At 34.6% G+C, this 17,198-nt stretch carries 11 protein-coding genes; 3 read left to right on the top strand and 8 right to left on the bottom strand.

What is annotated here, in order from left to right; all coding sequences use genetic code 11:
* Positions 1 to 671: 671 nt before the first annotated feature.
* The 8 genes from ABID42_RS08810 to ABID42_RS08775 all read right to left on the bottom strand — a co-directional run bounded on the left by ABID42_RS08810 (position 672) and on the right by ABID42_RS08775 (position 13,102).
* Positions 672 to 2,324 carry a carboxylesterase/lipase family protein gene (locus ABID42_RS08810; RefSeq protein ID WP_367283340.1) on the bottom strand — a complete coding sequence of 551 codons (1,653 nt, stop codon included), beginning with the start codon at positions 2,322 to 2,324 and terminating at the stop codon, positions 672 to 674.
* Positions 2,325 to 2,342: 18 nt separating this feature from the next.
* Positions 2,343 to 2,831, bottom strand: coding sequence for a nuclear transport factor 2 family protein (locus ABID42_RS08805; protein ID WP_367283339.1), 489 nt, complete (start codon positions 2,829 to 2,831; stop codon positions 2,343 to 2,345).
* Positions 2,832 to 2,930: 99 nt separating this feature from the next.
* A complete protein-coding gene (locus tag ABID42_RS08800) occupies positions 2,931 to 5,324 on the bottom strand; it encodes an alpha-L-rhamnosidase-related protein (RefSeq protein ID WP_367283338.1) in 2,394 nt (797 codons plus the stop codon).
* Positions 5,325 to 5,354: 30 nt separating this feature from the next.
* A complete protein-coding gene (locus ABID42_RS08795) occupies positions 5,355 to 6,257 on the bottom strand; it encodes an alpha/beta hydrolase fold domain-containing protein (protein WP_367283337.1) in 903 nt (300 codons plus the stop codon).
* Positions 6,258 to 6,351: 94 nt separating this feature from the next.
* Positions 6,352 to 7,842: a RagB/SusD family nutrient uptake outer membrane protein gene (locus tag ABID42_RS08790; protein WP_367283336.1), complete on the bottom strand. Its 1,491-nt coding sequence runs from the start codon at positions 7,840 to 7,842 to the stop codon at positions 6,352 to 6,354.
* A 35-nt stretch (positions 7,843 to 7,877) separates the two neighbouring features.
* On the bottom strand, positions 7,878 to 10,967 hold the full coding sequence (locus ABID42_RS08785; protein WP_367283335.1) for a SusC/RagA family TonB-linked outer membrane protein: 3,090 nt from the start codon (positions 10,965 to 10,967) through the stop codon (positions 7,878 to 7,880).
* 175 nt (positions 10,968 to 11,142) lie between these two features.
* Positions 11,143 to 12,060 carry a LysR family transcriptional regulator gene (locus ABID42_RS08780; protein WP_367283334.1) on the bottom strand — a complete coding sequence of 306 codons (918 nt, stop codon included), beginning with the start codon at positions 12,058 to 12,060 and terminating at the stop codon, positions 11,143 to 11,145.
* A 4-nt stretch (positions 12,061 to 12,064) separates the two neighbouring features.
* Positions 12,065 to 13,102: a GntR family transcriptional regulator gene (locus ABID42_RS08775; RefSeq protein ID WP_367283333.1), complete on the bottom strand. Its 1,038-nt coding sequence runs from the start codon at positions 13,100 to 13,102 to the stop codon at positions 12,065 to 12,067.
* Positions 13,103 to 13,505: 403 nt separating this feature from the next.
* On the opposite strand from ABID42_RS08775, the gene ABID42_RS08770 reads away from it, so the two are divergent.
* The 3 genes from ABID42_RS08770 (at position 13,506) to lodA (ending at position 17,198) form a co-directional block, all read left to right on the top strand.
* Positions 13,506 to 13,835 carry an AAA family ATPase gene (locus tag ABID42_RS08770; protein ID WP_367283332.1) on the top strand — a complete coding sequence of 110 codons (330 nt, stop codon included), beginning with the start codon at positions 13,506 to 13,508 and terminating at the stop codon, positions 13,833 to 13,835.
* Positions 13,822 to 13,953, top strand: coding sequence for an AAA family ATPase (locus tag ABID42_RS08765; protein WP_367283331.1), 132 nt, complete (start codon positions 13,822 to 13,824; stop codon positions 13,951 to 13,953). Before ABID42_RS08770 ends, ABID42_RS08765 begins: the two co-directional genes overlap by 14 nt.
* A 1,190-nt stretch (positions 13,954 to 15,143) precedes the next feature.
* Positions 15,144 to 17,198, top strand: coding sequence for a CTQ-dependent lysine 6-oxidase LodA (gene lodA / locus ABID42_RS08760; protein WP_367283330.1), 2,055 nt, complete (start codon positions 15,144 to 15,146; stop codon positions 17,196 to 17,198).

The following is a 17,198-nucleotide window of genomic DNA, read 5'->3' as shown; positions in this document are numbered from 1 at the left end:
TAAAACCGAAAAGGTTAATCAATAAAGATAACTGGGAGACTTCTGTGCGTAGACGATCCCTTAATTTGCTTTTAGTCTTTTTATTATATTTGAATTTCTTAATTTTTCAACATGAAAGAAAAAGTAATTTAGAGAGGTTTATAAGTTTAACAACGAGCTGAAACAGCAAGGTTTTAAAAAAGAATACGACGCATAAACTCGTAGACACAGCCGAAAGAATTCTATAGAATTTGCTTAATAACAACTGGAAAAAAGTAAGTCACATCTACTACGATTGTATTTAACAGTTTTTCTATTGGAACATCTCAATACAAGTATCCACTCAAACCCATGTTTGAGTGGATACTTGGTTTATGATAAATATAATTGTGATAAGAGAAGAGATTGGCTTGATGCCGAATAATAAAACCTTTATTAAAGGACACATTCTGTATATTTATAAATGAACTCTGTGTTTATGTTTAGTATGAGAAATGTTCTAATAGATTTCAGTTTTTCTCATAAAAAATTAAAATATTATATTTTTTGTTGTAAAATGCTTAGATAAGATTTTTAAGTAGGATAGGGGGAATACTGCAATATTCATCCATGATGCCTGTTAAGAAAAAAACTAAATAGCGACGATAAACCAGCATAATATGTAAGGTTTCACACACACTAGAGTATTTGGATTATAATTTTCCTATTTCTCTCCAAACTTTCAGTTCTTCCTTAAACCTATCATTAATTACCTCTAATTTTGTATCAATACGCATGGTAGGGCGCTCTTTTAGATTGTAGGCTTTCCATTCAGGAGTATCTTTTGCAAAAGGCTTTCCTGTTTTGGCAAAGTTTGTCCATAATTCAGCAAAATTGTGAGATGCTGTTTCACGTTCTGGTTTATTACCACCAAAGAAGCTCGGTTTGCTTGCAGACTCATTGAAGAACTTGAATGAAATATCCATAGCATGAGGTGTCCCCATTTCGTAATCAGTGCCTGGTATTTTTATTTCAGATTTATAGCCAAAATTATATAAATAAACTGATGCACCAGCTTGTTTAGTTTTCTTTTCTGCTATATCTATCGATCCGAGTCCCATCATTGTAATGGACGAAATCGCTATATAAATATCTGCTGCTGAAGCATTTGGTCGAGTCTTACGATAGGTGTCAATAATTTTTTGTGTATTTTTTCCATACGTTGGTTCCAATTTTTTGTGTAAATCCTCAAAATCATATTTTACAAAATCTGTTTCTTTTCTCTCCCATGCAAAAAATGCCCACTCATCTTCATTCCAACCAACCAAAAGGGGTTTGTCTTTTGAAACAAGAGGTGCAGTAGGGTCAAAAGGGTGATAAGGTAAAGCTTTACCATCAACCACTGGTCCAAAACCTCCGTAGTTTCTACGCATAAAACCTAAACTTTTGTTTTTCTCCACAAATGGTGGCACAAAAGGTAGTTTTCCTTGTATTTCGAGCAATTTGCTGGCAGGCACATCCAAAACCTTTTTCCAGTCTTTGGTCTCAATTCCTAATTCTTTTAGAAGCATCAAAGTGGTTTCGGCTGCAATTTCTTTTGGAGTCATTCGCACACCTGGTCCACTTTCAATAGATGCTTTATTGAAATACGGTGCAGCAGATGGCATAGCATATAGACATGAAGTTTTTGCTCCACCGCCTGACTCTCCCCAAATCATGACATTATTTGGGTCTCCGCCAAAGTTTTCAATATTTTTATTTACCCATTTCAAGCCTTCAACAATATCCAACATTCCATTATTGCCTGAACCCTCATAGTCTGACCCGCCAATTTCATCCAAATACAAAAAGCCCATTAAACCTAAGCGATGGTTGGTTTGTACCACAACAACATCAAAATGACGGGCTAAATTAGCTCCATCTTGCCCAGCAGAACCTCCTGAACCAATCACAAAACCACCTCCATGACTATAAAACATCACTGGGCGTTTTTTCCCATCGTTCGCAGGTGTCCACACATTCAAAAACAGACAATCTTCTGACGGTTCAGGTTCGTTTCTTCTTGGATTTTGAATAGCAGGAGCTCCAAGTGAAACTGTATCACGCACACCAGTCCAAGGTTCTAGCGGGGCTGGTCGTCGGAATCTTCTTTCACCAGATGTTTTACCAGCGTAAGGAATTCCTTTGAAAATATTTACTCCTTGTTCTCTGTAACCTTTAATTTTCCCATAAGATGTTTCGGTAGTAATAAATTCTTCAATTATTGAAGGTTTTCTGAAAAGGCTTTGTGCAGAAAAAGCATTCTGAGCAAAGACTGTACCTGCTAATCCTAAAGAAAGTTGAGAAATGGCTTGCCTCCTGTTCATGTTTTATAATATTTTGATTTATAATTTTATTTTTTCGGCACTATCCCAATGTTCGGCTATTTTTCCATTTTCAATTCTAAACATGTCAAACCATGTTGTAGTATATTTTTTTGAATTATCGGGAGGCTCTGGCAATTCTCTCACAAAACTTAGTATTACAATATTCCCATCTGCTGTAATAGAAACAATCGGAGCTTTAATAGTACTAAGAATTGGTTGAGGTTTAGCAAATTTCGAAAAGAAATCGACGAAAGCTTTTCTACCAGACGAGACATTGGGGTTATGCTGAATGTATGATTCTGTCAGATATTTATCTGTCAAATCAAGATGTCCACCTTCGAAAACCTCACGCCAGAAATCAAAAACTATTTTTTTATTTAGAGCTAATTCAGCATTGTTACTTTTTAATAAATCTTGTTGGCTTGCTAATGGTTTTACTATATCTTGTGAATAAGCCATATTTAGGCTCGCTAAAACACATAAAAGCAAAATGAGTATCTTTTTCATTTGAAGAATTTTAAATTTTTTGTTTCTAAATTTATTGCGGTATGACTCAAGTGCAACGGCAATAAATTTAGAAATAACATCAAAATAGAATAAGTGAAATTATAATTGAAAACTGTTTGAGCCTTCTTTCAAAGCCATGTCTTTTCCTTTCCAAATGAGGGTTCCTGAGATAGTTTTGGGTAAGTCAACCTGAATTTTCCATTTCCCCTTCTCTAATTTATAACTTACCGAAATACTTCCTTTAGGATGTGGCATACTTCCATTTATATCAGTTATTCGCCCTAAATGGGGCTCAATTCTTACTTTTGAAAATGCTAAGCCATCACTATCTATACCAAGAATTGTTCGGTAAAATTCGATATTAGGGCTTGAACCCCACGCATGGCAGTCGGAACGTGTTTTATCTACATCGGAGGTTTCTGCCCAAGTAGTAAGTCCCATCTGAATATTTTCACGCCATTTATCCAGCCATTTCAAATAGTCATTTCCTTGCCCAGCTTTGATTAAGGCTTGGTGTAAATAATACTTAAAATAGATAGAAGCAGGTGATAAAGATTTGTTTTCAAGAAGTTGTTTCGCAATTTCAGTTGCTTCTATTTGAGAGGTTAATCCTGTTAGAATTGCCAAAGAATTAGTATGTTGAGAGAATTCATCCTTTTCTTCTCTGTCAGCAAACAATTTCTTGTTCTTGTCCCAGTATTTTGTTCGAATAGTCTTTTTCAAAACTTCGACAGCTTGTAGATATTGATTTGCAAAGGCATGGTTGCCCAATTTGTTTTCTAAATCAGCAGCTACTTGATAGGCCCAAAGCAATTGAAAATCAAGTACAGCGGAAGTTCCATTGACACTCATTGGTCCAGCTCCAGCTTTCCATTCTTTGGCATTATCAACCCAGTCTGTGAACATCCATTGAGGCGTATTTTTTAATGAGCCATCGGTTTGTTGGTAGCTTTTGAAATATTCTAAAATTTGACGAACACCTCCTAATTTTGTTTTAACAAATTCAATATCAGCAGCATATCTACTATAATCTTGTAACATTCCAATATACCAAAGCGAAAACGTTGGGATAAATTGCGGTGTATAAGAAGGATGACGGCTCAAAGTAACGCCCTCAGGTGTACGAGAAAAATCTATTAGGTTGATGGCATTTTTTACCAGACGATCATCACCACTATTATAGAGAGATACCATTGCTTGAATCCTTCCATCACCTATGTATTGAAGTTGTTCATAATAAGGGCAATCCATATAGGTTTCATAAGCACAAAGACGTGCTGTACGCCAGCCAATATCAAGAATTTTGTTCATTTCGCCATCTGAAGTGATGAGATTAGCATTCATTTTAAACGGATAGCCTGTGAAAGTACCGTAAATATCATTTAAAGTAAGGGGTTCACTTTGCGTCGTAATACTTATTTGGAGATAGCGATAAGTACGGTAAGTAAGGCTTACAAATTTTTGATTATTGCTTCCATCAGAAACCAAACTGTCTTTACGACCCAAAAACTGTTTCCCTTCGATTTCATTCCTATTGCCTTTTGAAGGATACTTGGTGTACATTGTTTCCGCATAATTCAAACTAATCGAAGCGTCTTTTCCACCACTAAATTCTACATTTGGGTAAGCATTAGTCAGGTAACTTTGGTCTAAAATTACTTTAAATGTTGAATTTGCAGGAATAACTATATCGTTTTTCCTTTGAGGAAATCCATCTGGTAGCGTAATATTTCCTTCTACTTTTACCGTTTTAGCCAATCGCTCATCTTTCAATTCCATTTGAGGAATGATAGATGACACAAGCATCCAACCACTCATAGTTCCAAAAGCCCCTAAAACATTTTTCGGTACTCCTGAACCAATTTGTTTAGCTTTTTGCCAATTTTTATCGTCAAAATTTTCACTTTGCCATCCTTTTAGACTTAAAGCCATGTTCCGAACCTCACCAGCTCCAGCCACATAATAAGCACGAACTGTAAATCGAAGTGGTGCAAAACTGTTGTCTTTTTCACACAGCCAAGTATTATTAGTGTTTATGGCAGATTCAGCAGAAGTAGCACCTTGTAAAATAAAGCCTGTTCGGTATGTTATTTGAGCTTCGGGTTTAAACTCACCTTCATTCCAAACCTGTGCTGCTATGATGTTTTTTCCTGATTTTAAATAGGAAGCAATATCAACCGTTTCAAAATTCCAGTGAGCAATATCTCCACGAGCGGGCCCCATCGAAACCAATTTTTCATTTACATAAAGTTTGTAACGATTATCTCCCGAAACATGAATCTTAAAGTTGTTAGGTTTTGAAGGGAGTTCAATGGTCTTGCGAAACATATACACCCCATAACCATCATTACTTGCACTTGGCACAGTAATCCATTGTGCGTGCCAACGTTTGTTAATAACATCTGGCTCTCCTGTAGGTGGTCCAAACTGAGCCTTTACAAGAATTGATGTTAGTACTACTAGAAGTAGCGTAATTACATTTATTTTTTTCATCATTTTTGTGATTTAAATTGTAATAGATGTTTATTCCAATTCAGCTTTTAAAAAGTTAATCACTTTTGTTCTAATTTCCTCAACGTCATACATTGTTCCGAAATGCGGTGCATCTTTTACAATGGTTAGTTCATTTTTTACACCAAAATGATCCAACCAAGCACTAAACAATTTTGATTGCTTATTTGAAACGATATTATCTTTTTCTCCGTGAAATATGATGAAAGGAGGATCATTTTTATCTATGTAAGTAATGGGACTTGCCGCCTTTGCTAAATCAGGTTTTAATAGTGGGGCTGCTCCAATTAATAAACCTTCTGGCGATTTTGCATCTTCATTACCGGGTAATAAAACTAAATCGGTAGGACCATAAAAATCAACAACAGCTTTGTACTTGAACGGGCGGTAAGTGTCTGGAAAGTACAAACTTTTAACATTATTATTTTGAGAAGTACCCATCAAAGAAGCTAAATGTCCACCTGCTGAAAAACCCATCAAGGCAATTCTGTTTTTATCAAATTTGTACTTGTCTGCATTATCAAATAAAAATGATACTGCTTTATTACAATCTTGCAAGATAGCTGGGAAAACAGCTTGCATCGCAAAACGATAGTCGATAGAAGCAATTGCAAAACCACTTTCAAGCATTGCGTTGATTGTATTTGGCATGTAGCCCATATCTGCATATTTATCATTTCCTATCCATCCACCCCCATGTATAAACACTATGAGTGGCGTATTACCTTTTGCATCAGCAGGTAAATAAATGTCTAATAAGTGTTTTTTAAGGGTATCACCATTATATGGAATATTACCATGAATGACAGTCCCCTTGGGTAAACGAGCATAAATTTGACTCGGAGTAGGAGGCTGTTGGGCGAAAGTAAAGACTGAATTTAAAAGTATTAGTAGTACGATTGATAATTTGTTCATTTTGAGCATTTTAAGGCTTTTTATTGTACTTGTATAATCAAACTTAAAAGTAGAAAATCTACCTTTAAGTTTGATTTGATTTATTCATAAAAAATTAGAAATAAGGACTTAACAATGATTCACTGGCAGGTAAAGGAAAGGTTGTTGTAATTGTTTGGTATGCAGCAGGCGGTGGAGTTACTCCAGCAGGGAAGTAATATGCTGTTGGGTTAGATTTTACTCTTGCTCCATAAGCAGACATGACCGATTGAGCCGTTCCCGTTCTTACTAAATCAAGCCATCTCTTATTTTCAAAAGCTAATTCAACTCTTCTTTCTACTATGATGGCGTTTCTTAAATCAACTTGAGATGCAGCCTTTGTATCAGCTAAACCAGCACGTGTGCGCACTTGATTGAGAAACTTTGCTGCATCTGTCGTTTTTCCAGCTTCGTTCAAGACCTCAGCATAGAGTAAAACTATTTCTGCGTAACGATATACAGGCCAGTTTACACCAGTAATTCCCGATTGAGCGTGGGGTTGAATGTATTTTTTAATATAAGGATACGATCTTCCATTTAACTCAACATTTGCAATTGAAGCGGCTTTTCTTTTATCACCATCTTCATAAGCATTAATCAAATCGAGTGTTGGAATATTGTAGCCTTGGTTATTTAATGCTTGAGGATTGCCAGCACCCATAATAGACGATACTTGTGCAGCACTGATAGGCATTGGCAGAAATTCATAAATAAATGTGCTTGCAAAGCCCTCTGTACCTTCTTTAAACTGTACTTCAAATACAGATTCCCTACTGTTTTTGTTGGCGTTGGTATAAATTGAGGCATAATCGCCTAATAGCGAGTATTCTCCAGAGTCGATAACTTCTTTCAAAAGTGTTTCAGCCAGTGCCCATTTCTTTTGTACTACATAAACATTTGCTAAAAGTGTTTTGGCTGCGCCCGATGTTGCTCTACCTACTTCTTGCTTTGACTTGACTGGAAGAAGTCTGCCAGCCTCAGTAGCATCCTTAATAATTTGAGTATAAATCGCTTCGATTTCTGAAAGAGGCAAAGAAGCCTCTTCTCTATTGACAACAGGTATCAGGTGCAATGGTATTTTACCGAAATATTGTACTAAATCAAAGTATGCTAATGCTCGCAGGAAAAAGGCTTGTCCTTTGATATTATTCTTTGAGTCTTCTGCAAATGTAACGGCATCAATGGGTACTAAAACCTGATTTGCTCTTGCAATGATTTGATAATCGGTCACATATCGTAACGTAGAAACGGTATTAGCTGCATCATTTGTGAAATCTGCTATGGCCTCCTGATTTTGGGTGGCACGAAAACCAGGATTGTACATATAAGTAGAATTATCAGAACGCATTTCTCCCATATAGAACGCACCCGAACCGTTTAGTCCAGCACCATTATATAATGTCCGTAAAGGAGCATAAGCGGCGTTAATTCCTTGTTTAAAATCATTTTCTGATTTAAAAAACGTAGCAGTACTTAATTGCGTTTTAGAAGGTAACTCTAAGAAGCTATCGTTACACGAACCCAAAGTCAGCGTAGCAAAGAATATATATATGATATTTTTTTTCATGTTTTGTCTAATAAGTAATTATTGAATCAAATGGATTAGAAACCAAAATTTAAACCAACTGTAAAAGTCCGTGGAACTGGATATGAACCCCAATCCATTCCTAAATTAAGCGTAGTACCCGTAGTACCGTTTTGTGACGAACTTGTTTCAGGGTTGATACCACGATATTTGGTTATCACTAAGGCTTGTTGAACGGAAGCATATACACGAGCATTTTTGATATACTTAATCTTTGAAGGAAGACTATAACCCAATGTTATGTTTTTGATAGTGAAGTAGTCGCCTGAACTTACAAAACGAGAACTACCCCAGTCACGCTCCATATATGTACCCCCAGTCGTTTTTCCATATTTACCATCACCAGGTTGACTTTCAGATCGCCAACGATTGGCAACATCTTTGGTAACATTAAATACACCGTCTAAATTGGTTGCTCCTTGTTCATACATTACCATTAAATCATTTCCGAATGAACCAGAACCTACGATTGATAAATCAAAGTTTTGATAATTAAAAGTATTGGTAAGTCCCACAAGCATATTAGGGAACGGATTTCCAATAATTGTTCGATCATCATTATCGCCACCAATAGTAATTTTACCATCGCCATTTACATCTTTATATCTCGCCGTACCCACCTGTGAATCAGTTGCTTTTGGTAATCTATTAAATTCTTCCGCATTTTTATAGACCCCTTCATGAATTAATCCCCAAAACTGACCAATTGGTTTACCAACCATTGTAATCGTATTATAATTATTAGGACCACCATAAAGTCTTTCAATACCCGGGGCTAAAGCTAAAACTTCATTTCTGTTAAATGAAAGGTTTAAATTTGTATTCCATTTAAGCTTTCCAACTGAATTTTTTGAGTTTATGCTTACTTCATGTCCCCAAAACTTAATTTCTCCTACATTATCATTGAAATTTGTGAAACCAGATTCTTGAGTAACTGATACATTGTAGAGCAAATTCGTGGTATTCTTTAAATAATAATCATAAGCAATACTTATTCTATCATTCAATAAACCGAGGTCAAAACCTAGGTCAAGCTGTTTTGTTGTTTCCCAACCCAAGTTTGCATTTCCTAACGTTGATACAGCCGCCCCACTAAAAATTGTATTACCAAAAACAGCGTTTGCAGCATTATTGATGAGGGCATATTGTGTGTAGTTTCCGATATTATTATTTCCAATGATTCCATAGCTTGCTCTTATTTTTGCAAAAGAGATTGCTTGAATATTCTTTAAGAAACTTTCTTCTGAGAGTAACCACCCCAAGCCAACAGAAGGGAAATTACCCCAACGATTGTTTGTCCCAAATCGTGAAGAACCATCACGTCTGATTGAAGCAGAAACCAAATATTTTCCTTTGTACGAATAGTTAAATCTTGATAAATAGGATGTTAAAGCCCATTCTTGTACATCAGCACTTGTATTTAATCTATCAATGTTTAGTGCAGACTGGATAGTAGTTATTCTATCATCAGGGAAGTTTGTCGCCCTCACTTGATCATTGTTCAATCTAAATTTTTGATTCGTGTAACCAACCAAAAATTCAATATTATGAGCGTCAAAACTTTTTGAATAAGTTGCCGTATTCTCATTTAGCCAAGATAAATATTTCGTATCACTATTGAATGCACTTGCAATAGTAGGAGGTAGTGATGCAAAAACAGTTGATACTGTTGATGGAGAAAAACTTTTAAATTCCGTATTCCCTAAATCAATATTGAAGGTTGATTTCAGTGCAAAGTTTTTAATGGGAGTGTATTGCAAATAAGCAGTTGTTAACACTCTTGTAGCTTTTGTTTCATTGGTGATTTCATTGGCTGCTCTAATCCAATTTGGGGTTGGAAATACTCCCCCAGGTATTGAAAGCGGAAGAGAACCATCAGCATTTTTGTAAGATAAAATAGGCCAAGTTAATAAAGCATTCGAAATTAATCCACCAGGTACTGCTGCATTGATATTCGTTGCATAAAAAGCACCATCAGAACTTGGTGTATTATTAACAGAGTAAGTAGGAGCAATATTAAAACCTACTTTTACTTTGTTACTAATCTCGTAATCTGTATTGATACGCAATGAGTAACGATTATAATCAGAATTTATCATAACCCCATCTTGCCTGAAAACCCCAGCCACTACCGAAGTACTCAACTTATCTTTACTTGAAGATAAAGTTATATTATAGCTTTGCATTGGTGCTACTCTAAACATCGCATCATACCAGTCTGTACCGCCAGCACCTGCGTACTGAGCTGGATTTTGAAACTGTGCAGGTACAGGTTGTCCTAAAGCTTCGAATGATTCTTTTTTGAATTGAGCAAATTCCTGACCATTCATCATTTGTGGTCTTCCTTTTTGAGGAACACTCTGCCATCCCGTAAAGACGCTAAGTCCTACGCTTGTTTGGTTTTTCTTCGCCTGCTTAGTTGTAATTAATACGACTCCGTTGGCGGCTCTCGAACCATATAAAGAAGTTGAAGCAGCATCTTTTAATACAGAGATGTTTTCAATTTCATCGGGATTTATTGAACTAATATCTCCTACAATTGGGAAGCCATCTACAACATATAAAGGGTCACTACTTGCTAAAATTGATGCTTGTCCACGAATACGAACCGACATCCCTTGCCCAGGCCTTCCACTTGTATTATTAATCTGAACGCCCGCCATTCTACCTTGTAGTTTTTGGGTTATTTGCGAAACAGGAAGGTCTTTTAACTCTGTCGCATTGACGGTTTGGACAGAACCTGTCAAATCTCTTTTGATTTGGCTACCGTATCCAATCACAACAACTTCATTTAATGAATTTACATCTTCATCTAAGACGATTGTTAGGGTATTTGAAGGTACGTTAACGGCAAATTCTTTAGCGACATACCCGATAAATGATACTAAAAGAGTTTGCTTCCCTTTGTCAACATTAGGGATATTAAATCCACCATCAGCACCAGTAGATACTCCTTTTGTCGTACCTTTTAAGCTTACAGAAGCTCCCACTAAAGCATCACCTTTTGAGTCAACAATTTTCCCACTAATGCCTTGAGCAAAAGTAGATATTGCTGTTATTAGTAATAAAAAGATTACTAATCTAACTTTTTGTAGTTTTTTGATCATTATTAAAGTTAATTTTAAAAATAGTTTTGTTATAAAATTTATTTAAAAAGTACAATACAAAATTCGTTATACTTTTTATTCAAACAATCCTATACTTACTACCGACTTAACTTTATTTTGATACTATTTTCTTATGATATTGATAATAAAAAATTATCAATATCATATTAGAAACTTATTTGAGAGTTGATTCTTTTATGGAAGACGAAGACTTGATACTACTTATTACAGAAGAGCTATTGTTGTGCTTAAATATTAATACTTGATTGCATGGAATGATGTTATTTGTTTTATTGTCTGTTTTTAGCGCTATTTTGACAACATTTTTTGTGTGTAGGTTATAAAATGATGGAGCCAATCCAATGCCAAATTTGGCTTCGATAAGACCAATTAGTAATTCAAAAGATGAAACTTCTTGGACAATTTTATTTTCTCTTGATATTCCCTGAGTGTTGAATATTTTTTCTATTTGCTCTCTAAACCTTGACATTGTTTTGGTAACGTCTATCCACTTTTCATTTTTAAGTTGATTGATATTTAACTCACTACTTTTTGATAGAGGATGCGATTTGTAGAGACATACCTGTATGTGCCCTTCTTTCAAAATAAAAAAATCAAACTCATTTTTTTCAAAAAAACTAAGCGATACTCCGAGTAAAATATCGTCTCTCTTTATTGCTTCTTCTACTTCCATATAAGTATGATACTCAATGATATTAATTTCAATATCATTGAGTATCTGTTTTAGGAATTCAATAATCTCTAAAACCCTATATTTAGGCAACAAGTTATAAATGCCGAGTTTTATAACCCTACGTTTGTTTTCAAGTTTTTTAACTCCTTCTACAGCCTCTTTATAATTTTGCAAAATTTTTTGAGCTTCCTTCAGGAAATAAATACCTGCATCGGTCAATTCTACTTTTTTATGTTTTTCTTTTTGTGTTTTATCAAACAAAGAAATCCCCAACTCTTCTTCCAAAAGCTTTATTTGATTTGTAACTGCTGGCTGTGAAATATTTAATTTCATCGCCGCTTTTATAAAGTTTAGTTGCTCAGCAACTTCAACAAAGTACTTTAATTGTCTTAACTCCATACGCTTATTTTAGAGAATCTCTAAAAACAATATTAAAAGGGTTTTGGATTTGTTTTTTTGAATTATCAAGAATTAACCTTGCTGTTGTTTTACCCATCGCTTCGAAATCTGTAGAAATAGTTGTCAGCCCATTCATGATATATTTTTTCGCACGAGTTTCATTGTATGAAATAATGCCTACATCTGTACCAATCAAAAAACCATTAGAATCTATTCTTTCGATAAGCTCAAATAAATCATCCTCCATGACGTTTATATAGACATCTCCGACTTCGATGATTTCATTAGTAAGGTCATAAACTACTTTATTTTCAAAAGCGAAATTCATACAAAAATCTTTAAACCCTGTGATTATCTCTTCTGGATAAAAGCTATTTTCAGGAAAAATCAGTTTAAGTTTTGAGTATTTTTCCAAAGCATTTGTTGCTTGAAAGAGTGCATGATAAATATCTTTAGTGAAGTTTTCATAAACCGAAGCAAAGTTCCCAGTAATTCCTGGGATGAGTTTATCTACCAAAATCAATTTATTTTTTGGAATGGTATTAATAAGTTGATAGGCTGATTCTTCCCCTTCTATAAAATGAGGAATTATTACATAGTGTGTATAAATGTGTTTACGATTTCCTAAAATTTTACAAAAAAACTTAGAGTCATTATTATAAACATAAAAATCAATCGAAGCTTTTTCCCCTAATGCTTGAACGAAAGAATCATAGATGATTTTTTTATGAGTACTCAACTTATTAAACATCAGTAAAATTTTCAAATCTTGGAAAATATCGGTATTTGAAATAAAATACCCCTTTCCTCGATTTGCTACCAAAAAACCCAATTTTCGTAATTCATTATATCCCTTTTCAACAGTAAGCCGAGACATATCAGTTGTAAAACTAACTTCATTAATTGATGGCATACCATCTCCTACCTTCAAAATACCAGATTTAACAGCATCTATCACTAAATTAACTAATTGCTGATATTTGGGAGTTGAAGAGAGTTCGTCAATTACTATCGTATCTAAAAACGCTTTGGAATTATTCATAAAATGTCACTGTAAATATTTAGGTAATAATTGCTTCCAGAACATAGGTTAGCGTAATATTGTTGAATAAGCATTTACTCAGAAATATATATTGCCAACTTAAAGTACTGATAAGTCTTATTTAAAAGTGAAATAATACAAATTTTAGTTTATAACATTCATGTACTCTCTCTAAAAAATATTTAACTATAGATAATCTTTGACATCATGTTCTTGAGCCTTTTAGTTCAAAGTAAGATTGCTTATTACCAATATTAGTAAATGAGCAAATGGTGATAAAGTGGTGAAATAAACCATTAGTAATAAGTTTATTTAGCTTAAAATACTTATTATGTAAAAATAAATACAATAATGAACTTTAATAATATTATTCCAACATCAAAAAGGATAGAACGTTTGCAATATGAAAACCCTTGGTGGATTTCGGGTCAAGTACAACAAACTTACAAGGATATGTCAAAAAAGGCTATATTTTGATTTGTTCTATCCTTTTGTGAAGGAAACCGAAATAAAAAGAGCCGTAGTTTTAATGGGACCACGCCGTGTAGGCAAAACGGTTATGATGTTTCATGCCATACAAGAATTGATTATAGAAAATATTTCCTCTCAAAAAATCTTTTTCATCGGTATCGACAATCACATTTATATGCAACTGGGATTAGAGGACATATTATTGTTGGCAAAAGAAGCCGTTCATTTAGAAAGTCTGGAAGGATATTTTGTATTTTTTTGACGAAATTCAATACCTAAAAGATTGGGAACGCCATCTAAAAGTATTAGTTGATTTTTACCCTAAAACGAAATTTATCGTTTCTGGTGCTGACGTGAGTACTTCCGAATCTTTTGTGTAATCGAGCATAGTTTCTGCTAAATTATTGTTTCCAAAAGCAGTAAGATGGTGTATTGTATTAATACGTCGTTTGTTATTGAATTATTGAAACTTGTAAATCGAAGCAAGTGATGAATTATCTTTTATTCGCAAAGGTAGATAGCAACTATAGCTTTCACCCTTAATCTATCTTATAGAAATACCCTTAAAATAGATTAAGGGAAAATAGATTTAGAAGTTTGAGATTTATTGTATGATGAAAATTCTACCTATTCTGTTTTAGTCAGCATTCATTAACCATGTTAATCTCCTTACGTGTAACGGTATGCCCTATATTTAGGGCAAAATACTCATTTTTCTATATGAATTAATATAACCAGTAAGGTAATTTTGCCACAGCTTGTAGCAAAAATTGTAGTGTCTTGATATTTTATGTATTATGCTTCTCTTCGCTATTATAAATAGTTTTTATTATTCTACAATTATCATCAAGTCTAATTACTCTTACTCTACTCAACTAATGTTGATAGACTTTGGTCTAAAGTGTATTTCCCTCCAAATAATAGTATCGCTTAACGATATACCTAACCAAAATGCTGAACAAATAGCACGAGATACCATCGACAAACAATTAATTTCTTGTGGGTGAATTATTGGATGCATGAAATAGATGGACATTGGCTTATTCATATTCAAGTTCCTTCCAGTTCAAAAATACATAAAACGGTCAATATTGTCTTCGACCGTAGTCATATAAATGTACTCGTGAACACCATTATAAAGCGTTTTATAGTTAGTTTTATTAATGCAGAATCAACAAATACCAAAACCATTAATAAATTAAGTATAATACATTTTTTTAAATAAAATCATCATTTTCTTGCTATTTATCAAAAATTAATCTTCATGCATTCAAAATACATGAAGATTAATTATTATTATGAGTGATGAAAAACAGGTATTTATACTCTAAAATCTATGATGATAAATTTTTACTTTTGTTAAAGAAGTTAATAAATATCTGTTTGCCTCTGATTTAATACTTAACTAAATATAGCTTTACTTAAAATAAATATTGCTGCCAAGAGAATAAGGGCTGACAACCCAGCATGAAAAATTTGTAATATAGTAGAAGAAGCCTGAACCTTCTCAAAAAACGGGGCGTATTCTGAAAAGCCATAAGAGTAGGAAATATCATAAAACAATCACAACATGGAACTTAAAATTCATCCCTCAATTGGAGTTGCTCGATTGGGAAATAGTACAACTGAAATTTGTTTATCGCCAGATAGCATTGGAGGGCTACCTTATGATGCAGATAACTCTGGAAATTTGATTGGGCCTATAAGTAATTTTAAAGATGGCAAAGGGCTCATTAAAAGACAAGGGCAACCATTTAAAATATTTCAAGATGATGGACAAGAAATTACACTTGACACACCTAACGTCACTTCGATAGGATGGACTGTTCATTTAGCCAACAAAAAAGCTGCTTGGTATCAATATAGTGAACTACAGGGCAATTTGTTGTATGGAAACGAAAACAGCTATGAGAATCAAAATATCCCTTTTCGTAATCCAGATATAACGAGTTCAGAAAGACAAACACTAATCATTGATCCAGGCCCAAGAACGATTTCAGGAAAACTTAGCTCAATTGGATTTGACAGAGAAAACGCCCCAGCTAATTATCCTGTTCAATATCCCAATTCAGAGGTAAAGTATGGTGTGGCAGTAACCACTCTCGGAGATTTGTTAACAGACAATAGTGGAAGATTGGTAGTTTTAGGTGGATATGGAAATGCTGGAGGAGATTTACCCCTAACTTCATACGGTGGCTCTAGTACATGGCACGATGATATTTCGGATGGCCCTGTTTATTGTACAGTCACATTTAATGATGGAACGCCTCCTGTTACACTTTCAGCATGGGTTATTGTAGGCTCACCTGATTTTGCTCCAGAGATTGTAAATATCTCTAATTTAAGCGATACGATGTTTGATGTTGGGGTAAGATGTTTTAATCTAGTGCCAGAAATGTGTATCGACGGGCAATACAATCCAAATTACGTTGCAAATTTTCAAAGAGATATTCTTCCAATAATAAATCGAATTAGTAGATATCAATGGGTTGCGAATGTTCAGTCAATGATGGCTTTTGCGAGCTATCAATTTGATTATTCAGACCCTTCAGATGCCAATAAAGCAAATAGACTGAATTACGCCTATTATTTTAGGCAAAATGACGGTCAGCCCCCAGTTCCTCCAACTTTGCCACAAGAACAATTATTTCAAACAAATGGAGATAATTTGTTCCCTATGATGCCATTAAATTCAGGTAGTAATTCGGTAAGTAATACCAATATCATGAAGTTTTTGGCACTAGACCAAACACAACTTTTTCTATTAGAACAGTGGGCGAATGGTTATTTTGTAAGTAACCATTCCTATCAACCATACCCTGTCAATCAATTAGATGCAGCAAGCGTAGGAAACTGTGTTGGTTTACCGATGTGTCCAGGAATTGAAGTTACTTGGAGTATGCAAAATCCTATCGTTTATGCTTCTCCTTATACGATTTTACAATATCAAGATGAAAATTGGTATTTAGCCAATGGATTGACACCTTCAAGAGATGAATGTGAAGGTGGTGGATGTGAACCTGGAGATTTGACAAAAAGAATGGCATGTCCTTGGCAAGCTGACTTTTTCCAATGCACGGTTCAGTATATTAACTTTACCGATCCATCTGTCAATAAAATTAAGCTTCCAGATGGTTCCAGTACTCCATTACCTCCTACTTATTATTCGTACTGGTGGCCGCCTCAAAGTCCTTGGGATGTTTTGGTGGGCGAGTTAACTGAGGAAGGTCAAGTAGCTGGAGGTGGAATTCCCGCTGGTCAACAAATGAACTATGCCCGTGGTATTAATAGTTTCACGCAAATGGTTCAATATTGGTACTCATTAGGTTTTATCCGTGACAAAAATTCGTACAACAATGGTTTTCCTTTCATGCTTGAAACAGAAAGGAACAATGAGGTATTCACATTGAAGGAAGTACCAGTTAGTGCGATAAGTGGAAACCCAGAAGATGCTGAAACAACCATTCCAGTTTTCTTTATTGAATCAAATACTTCCGCAGTAAAACGAAAAAGTAATAAAGCAAGAGTATTGATGGAACACTTTGAAGAAGTTGGTTTTAAGTCCATTGAAATTCATAGCGAAGGACTTGGTTTACCACGTTCTGGAACTCGAAATAGACGTTAA

The organism is Arcicella rosea, from assembly GCF_040543805.1.
Lineage (GTDB): Bacteria > Bacteroidota > Bacteroidia > Cytophagales > Spirosomataceae > Arcicella > Arcicella rosea.
Note: the sequence above shows the minus strand (reverse complement) of the source record. Positions and strands in the feature narration are given on the sequence as shown.

Bases quoted from the DNA above. Each gene is read 5' to 3' on its own strand.
- ABID42_RS08810 (WP_367283340.1), bottom strand. From the start codon at position 2,324: ATGAACAGGAGGCAAGCCATTTCTCAACTTTCTTTAGGATTAGCAGGT.
- ABID42_RS08805 (WP_367283339.1), bottom strand. From the start codon at position 2,831: ATGAAAAAGATACTCATTTTGCTTTTATGTGTTTTAGCGAGCCTAAAT.
- ABID42_RS08800 (WP_367283338.1), bottom strand. From the start codon at position 5,324: ATGAAAAAAATAAATGTAATTACGCTACTTCTAGTAGTACTAACATCA.
- ABID42_RS08795 (WP_367283337.1), bottom strand. From the start codon at position 6,257: ATGAACAAATTATCAATCGTACTACTAATACTTTTAAATTCAGTCTTT.
- ABID42_RS08790 (WP_367283336.1), bottom strand. From the start codon at position 7,842: ATGAAAAAAAATATCATATATATATTCTTTGCTACGCTGACTTTGGGT.
- ABID42_RS08785 (WP_367283335.1), bottom strand. From the start codon at position 10,967: ATGATCAAAAAACTACAAAAAGTTAGATTAGTAATCTTTTTATTACTA.
- ABID42_RS08780 (WP_367283334.1), bottom strand. From the start codon at position 12,060: ATGGAGTTAAGACAATTAAAGTACTTTGTTGAAGTTGCTGAGCAACTA.
- ABID42_RS08775 (WP_367283333.1), bottom strand. From the start codon at position 13,102: ATGAATAATTCCAAAGCGTTTTTAGATACGATAGTAATTGACGAACTC.
- ABID42_RS08770 (WP_367283332.1), top strand. From the start codon at position 13,506: ATGAAAACCCTTGGTGGATTTCGGGTCAAGTACAACAAACTTACAAGG.
- lodA (WP_367283330.1), top strand. From the start codon at position 15,144: ATGGAACTTAAAATTCATCCCTCAATTGGAGTTGCTCGATTGGGAAAT.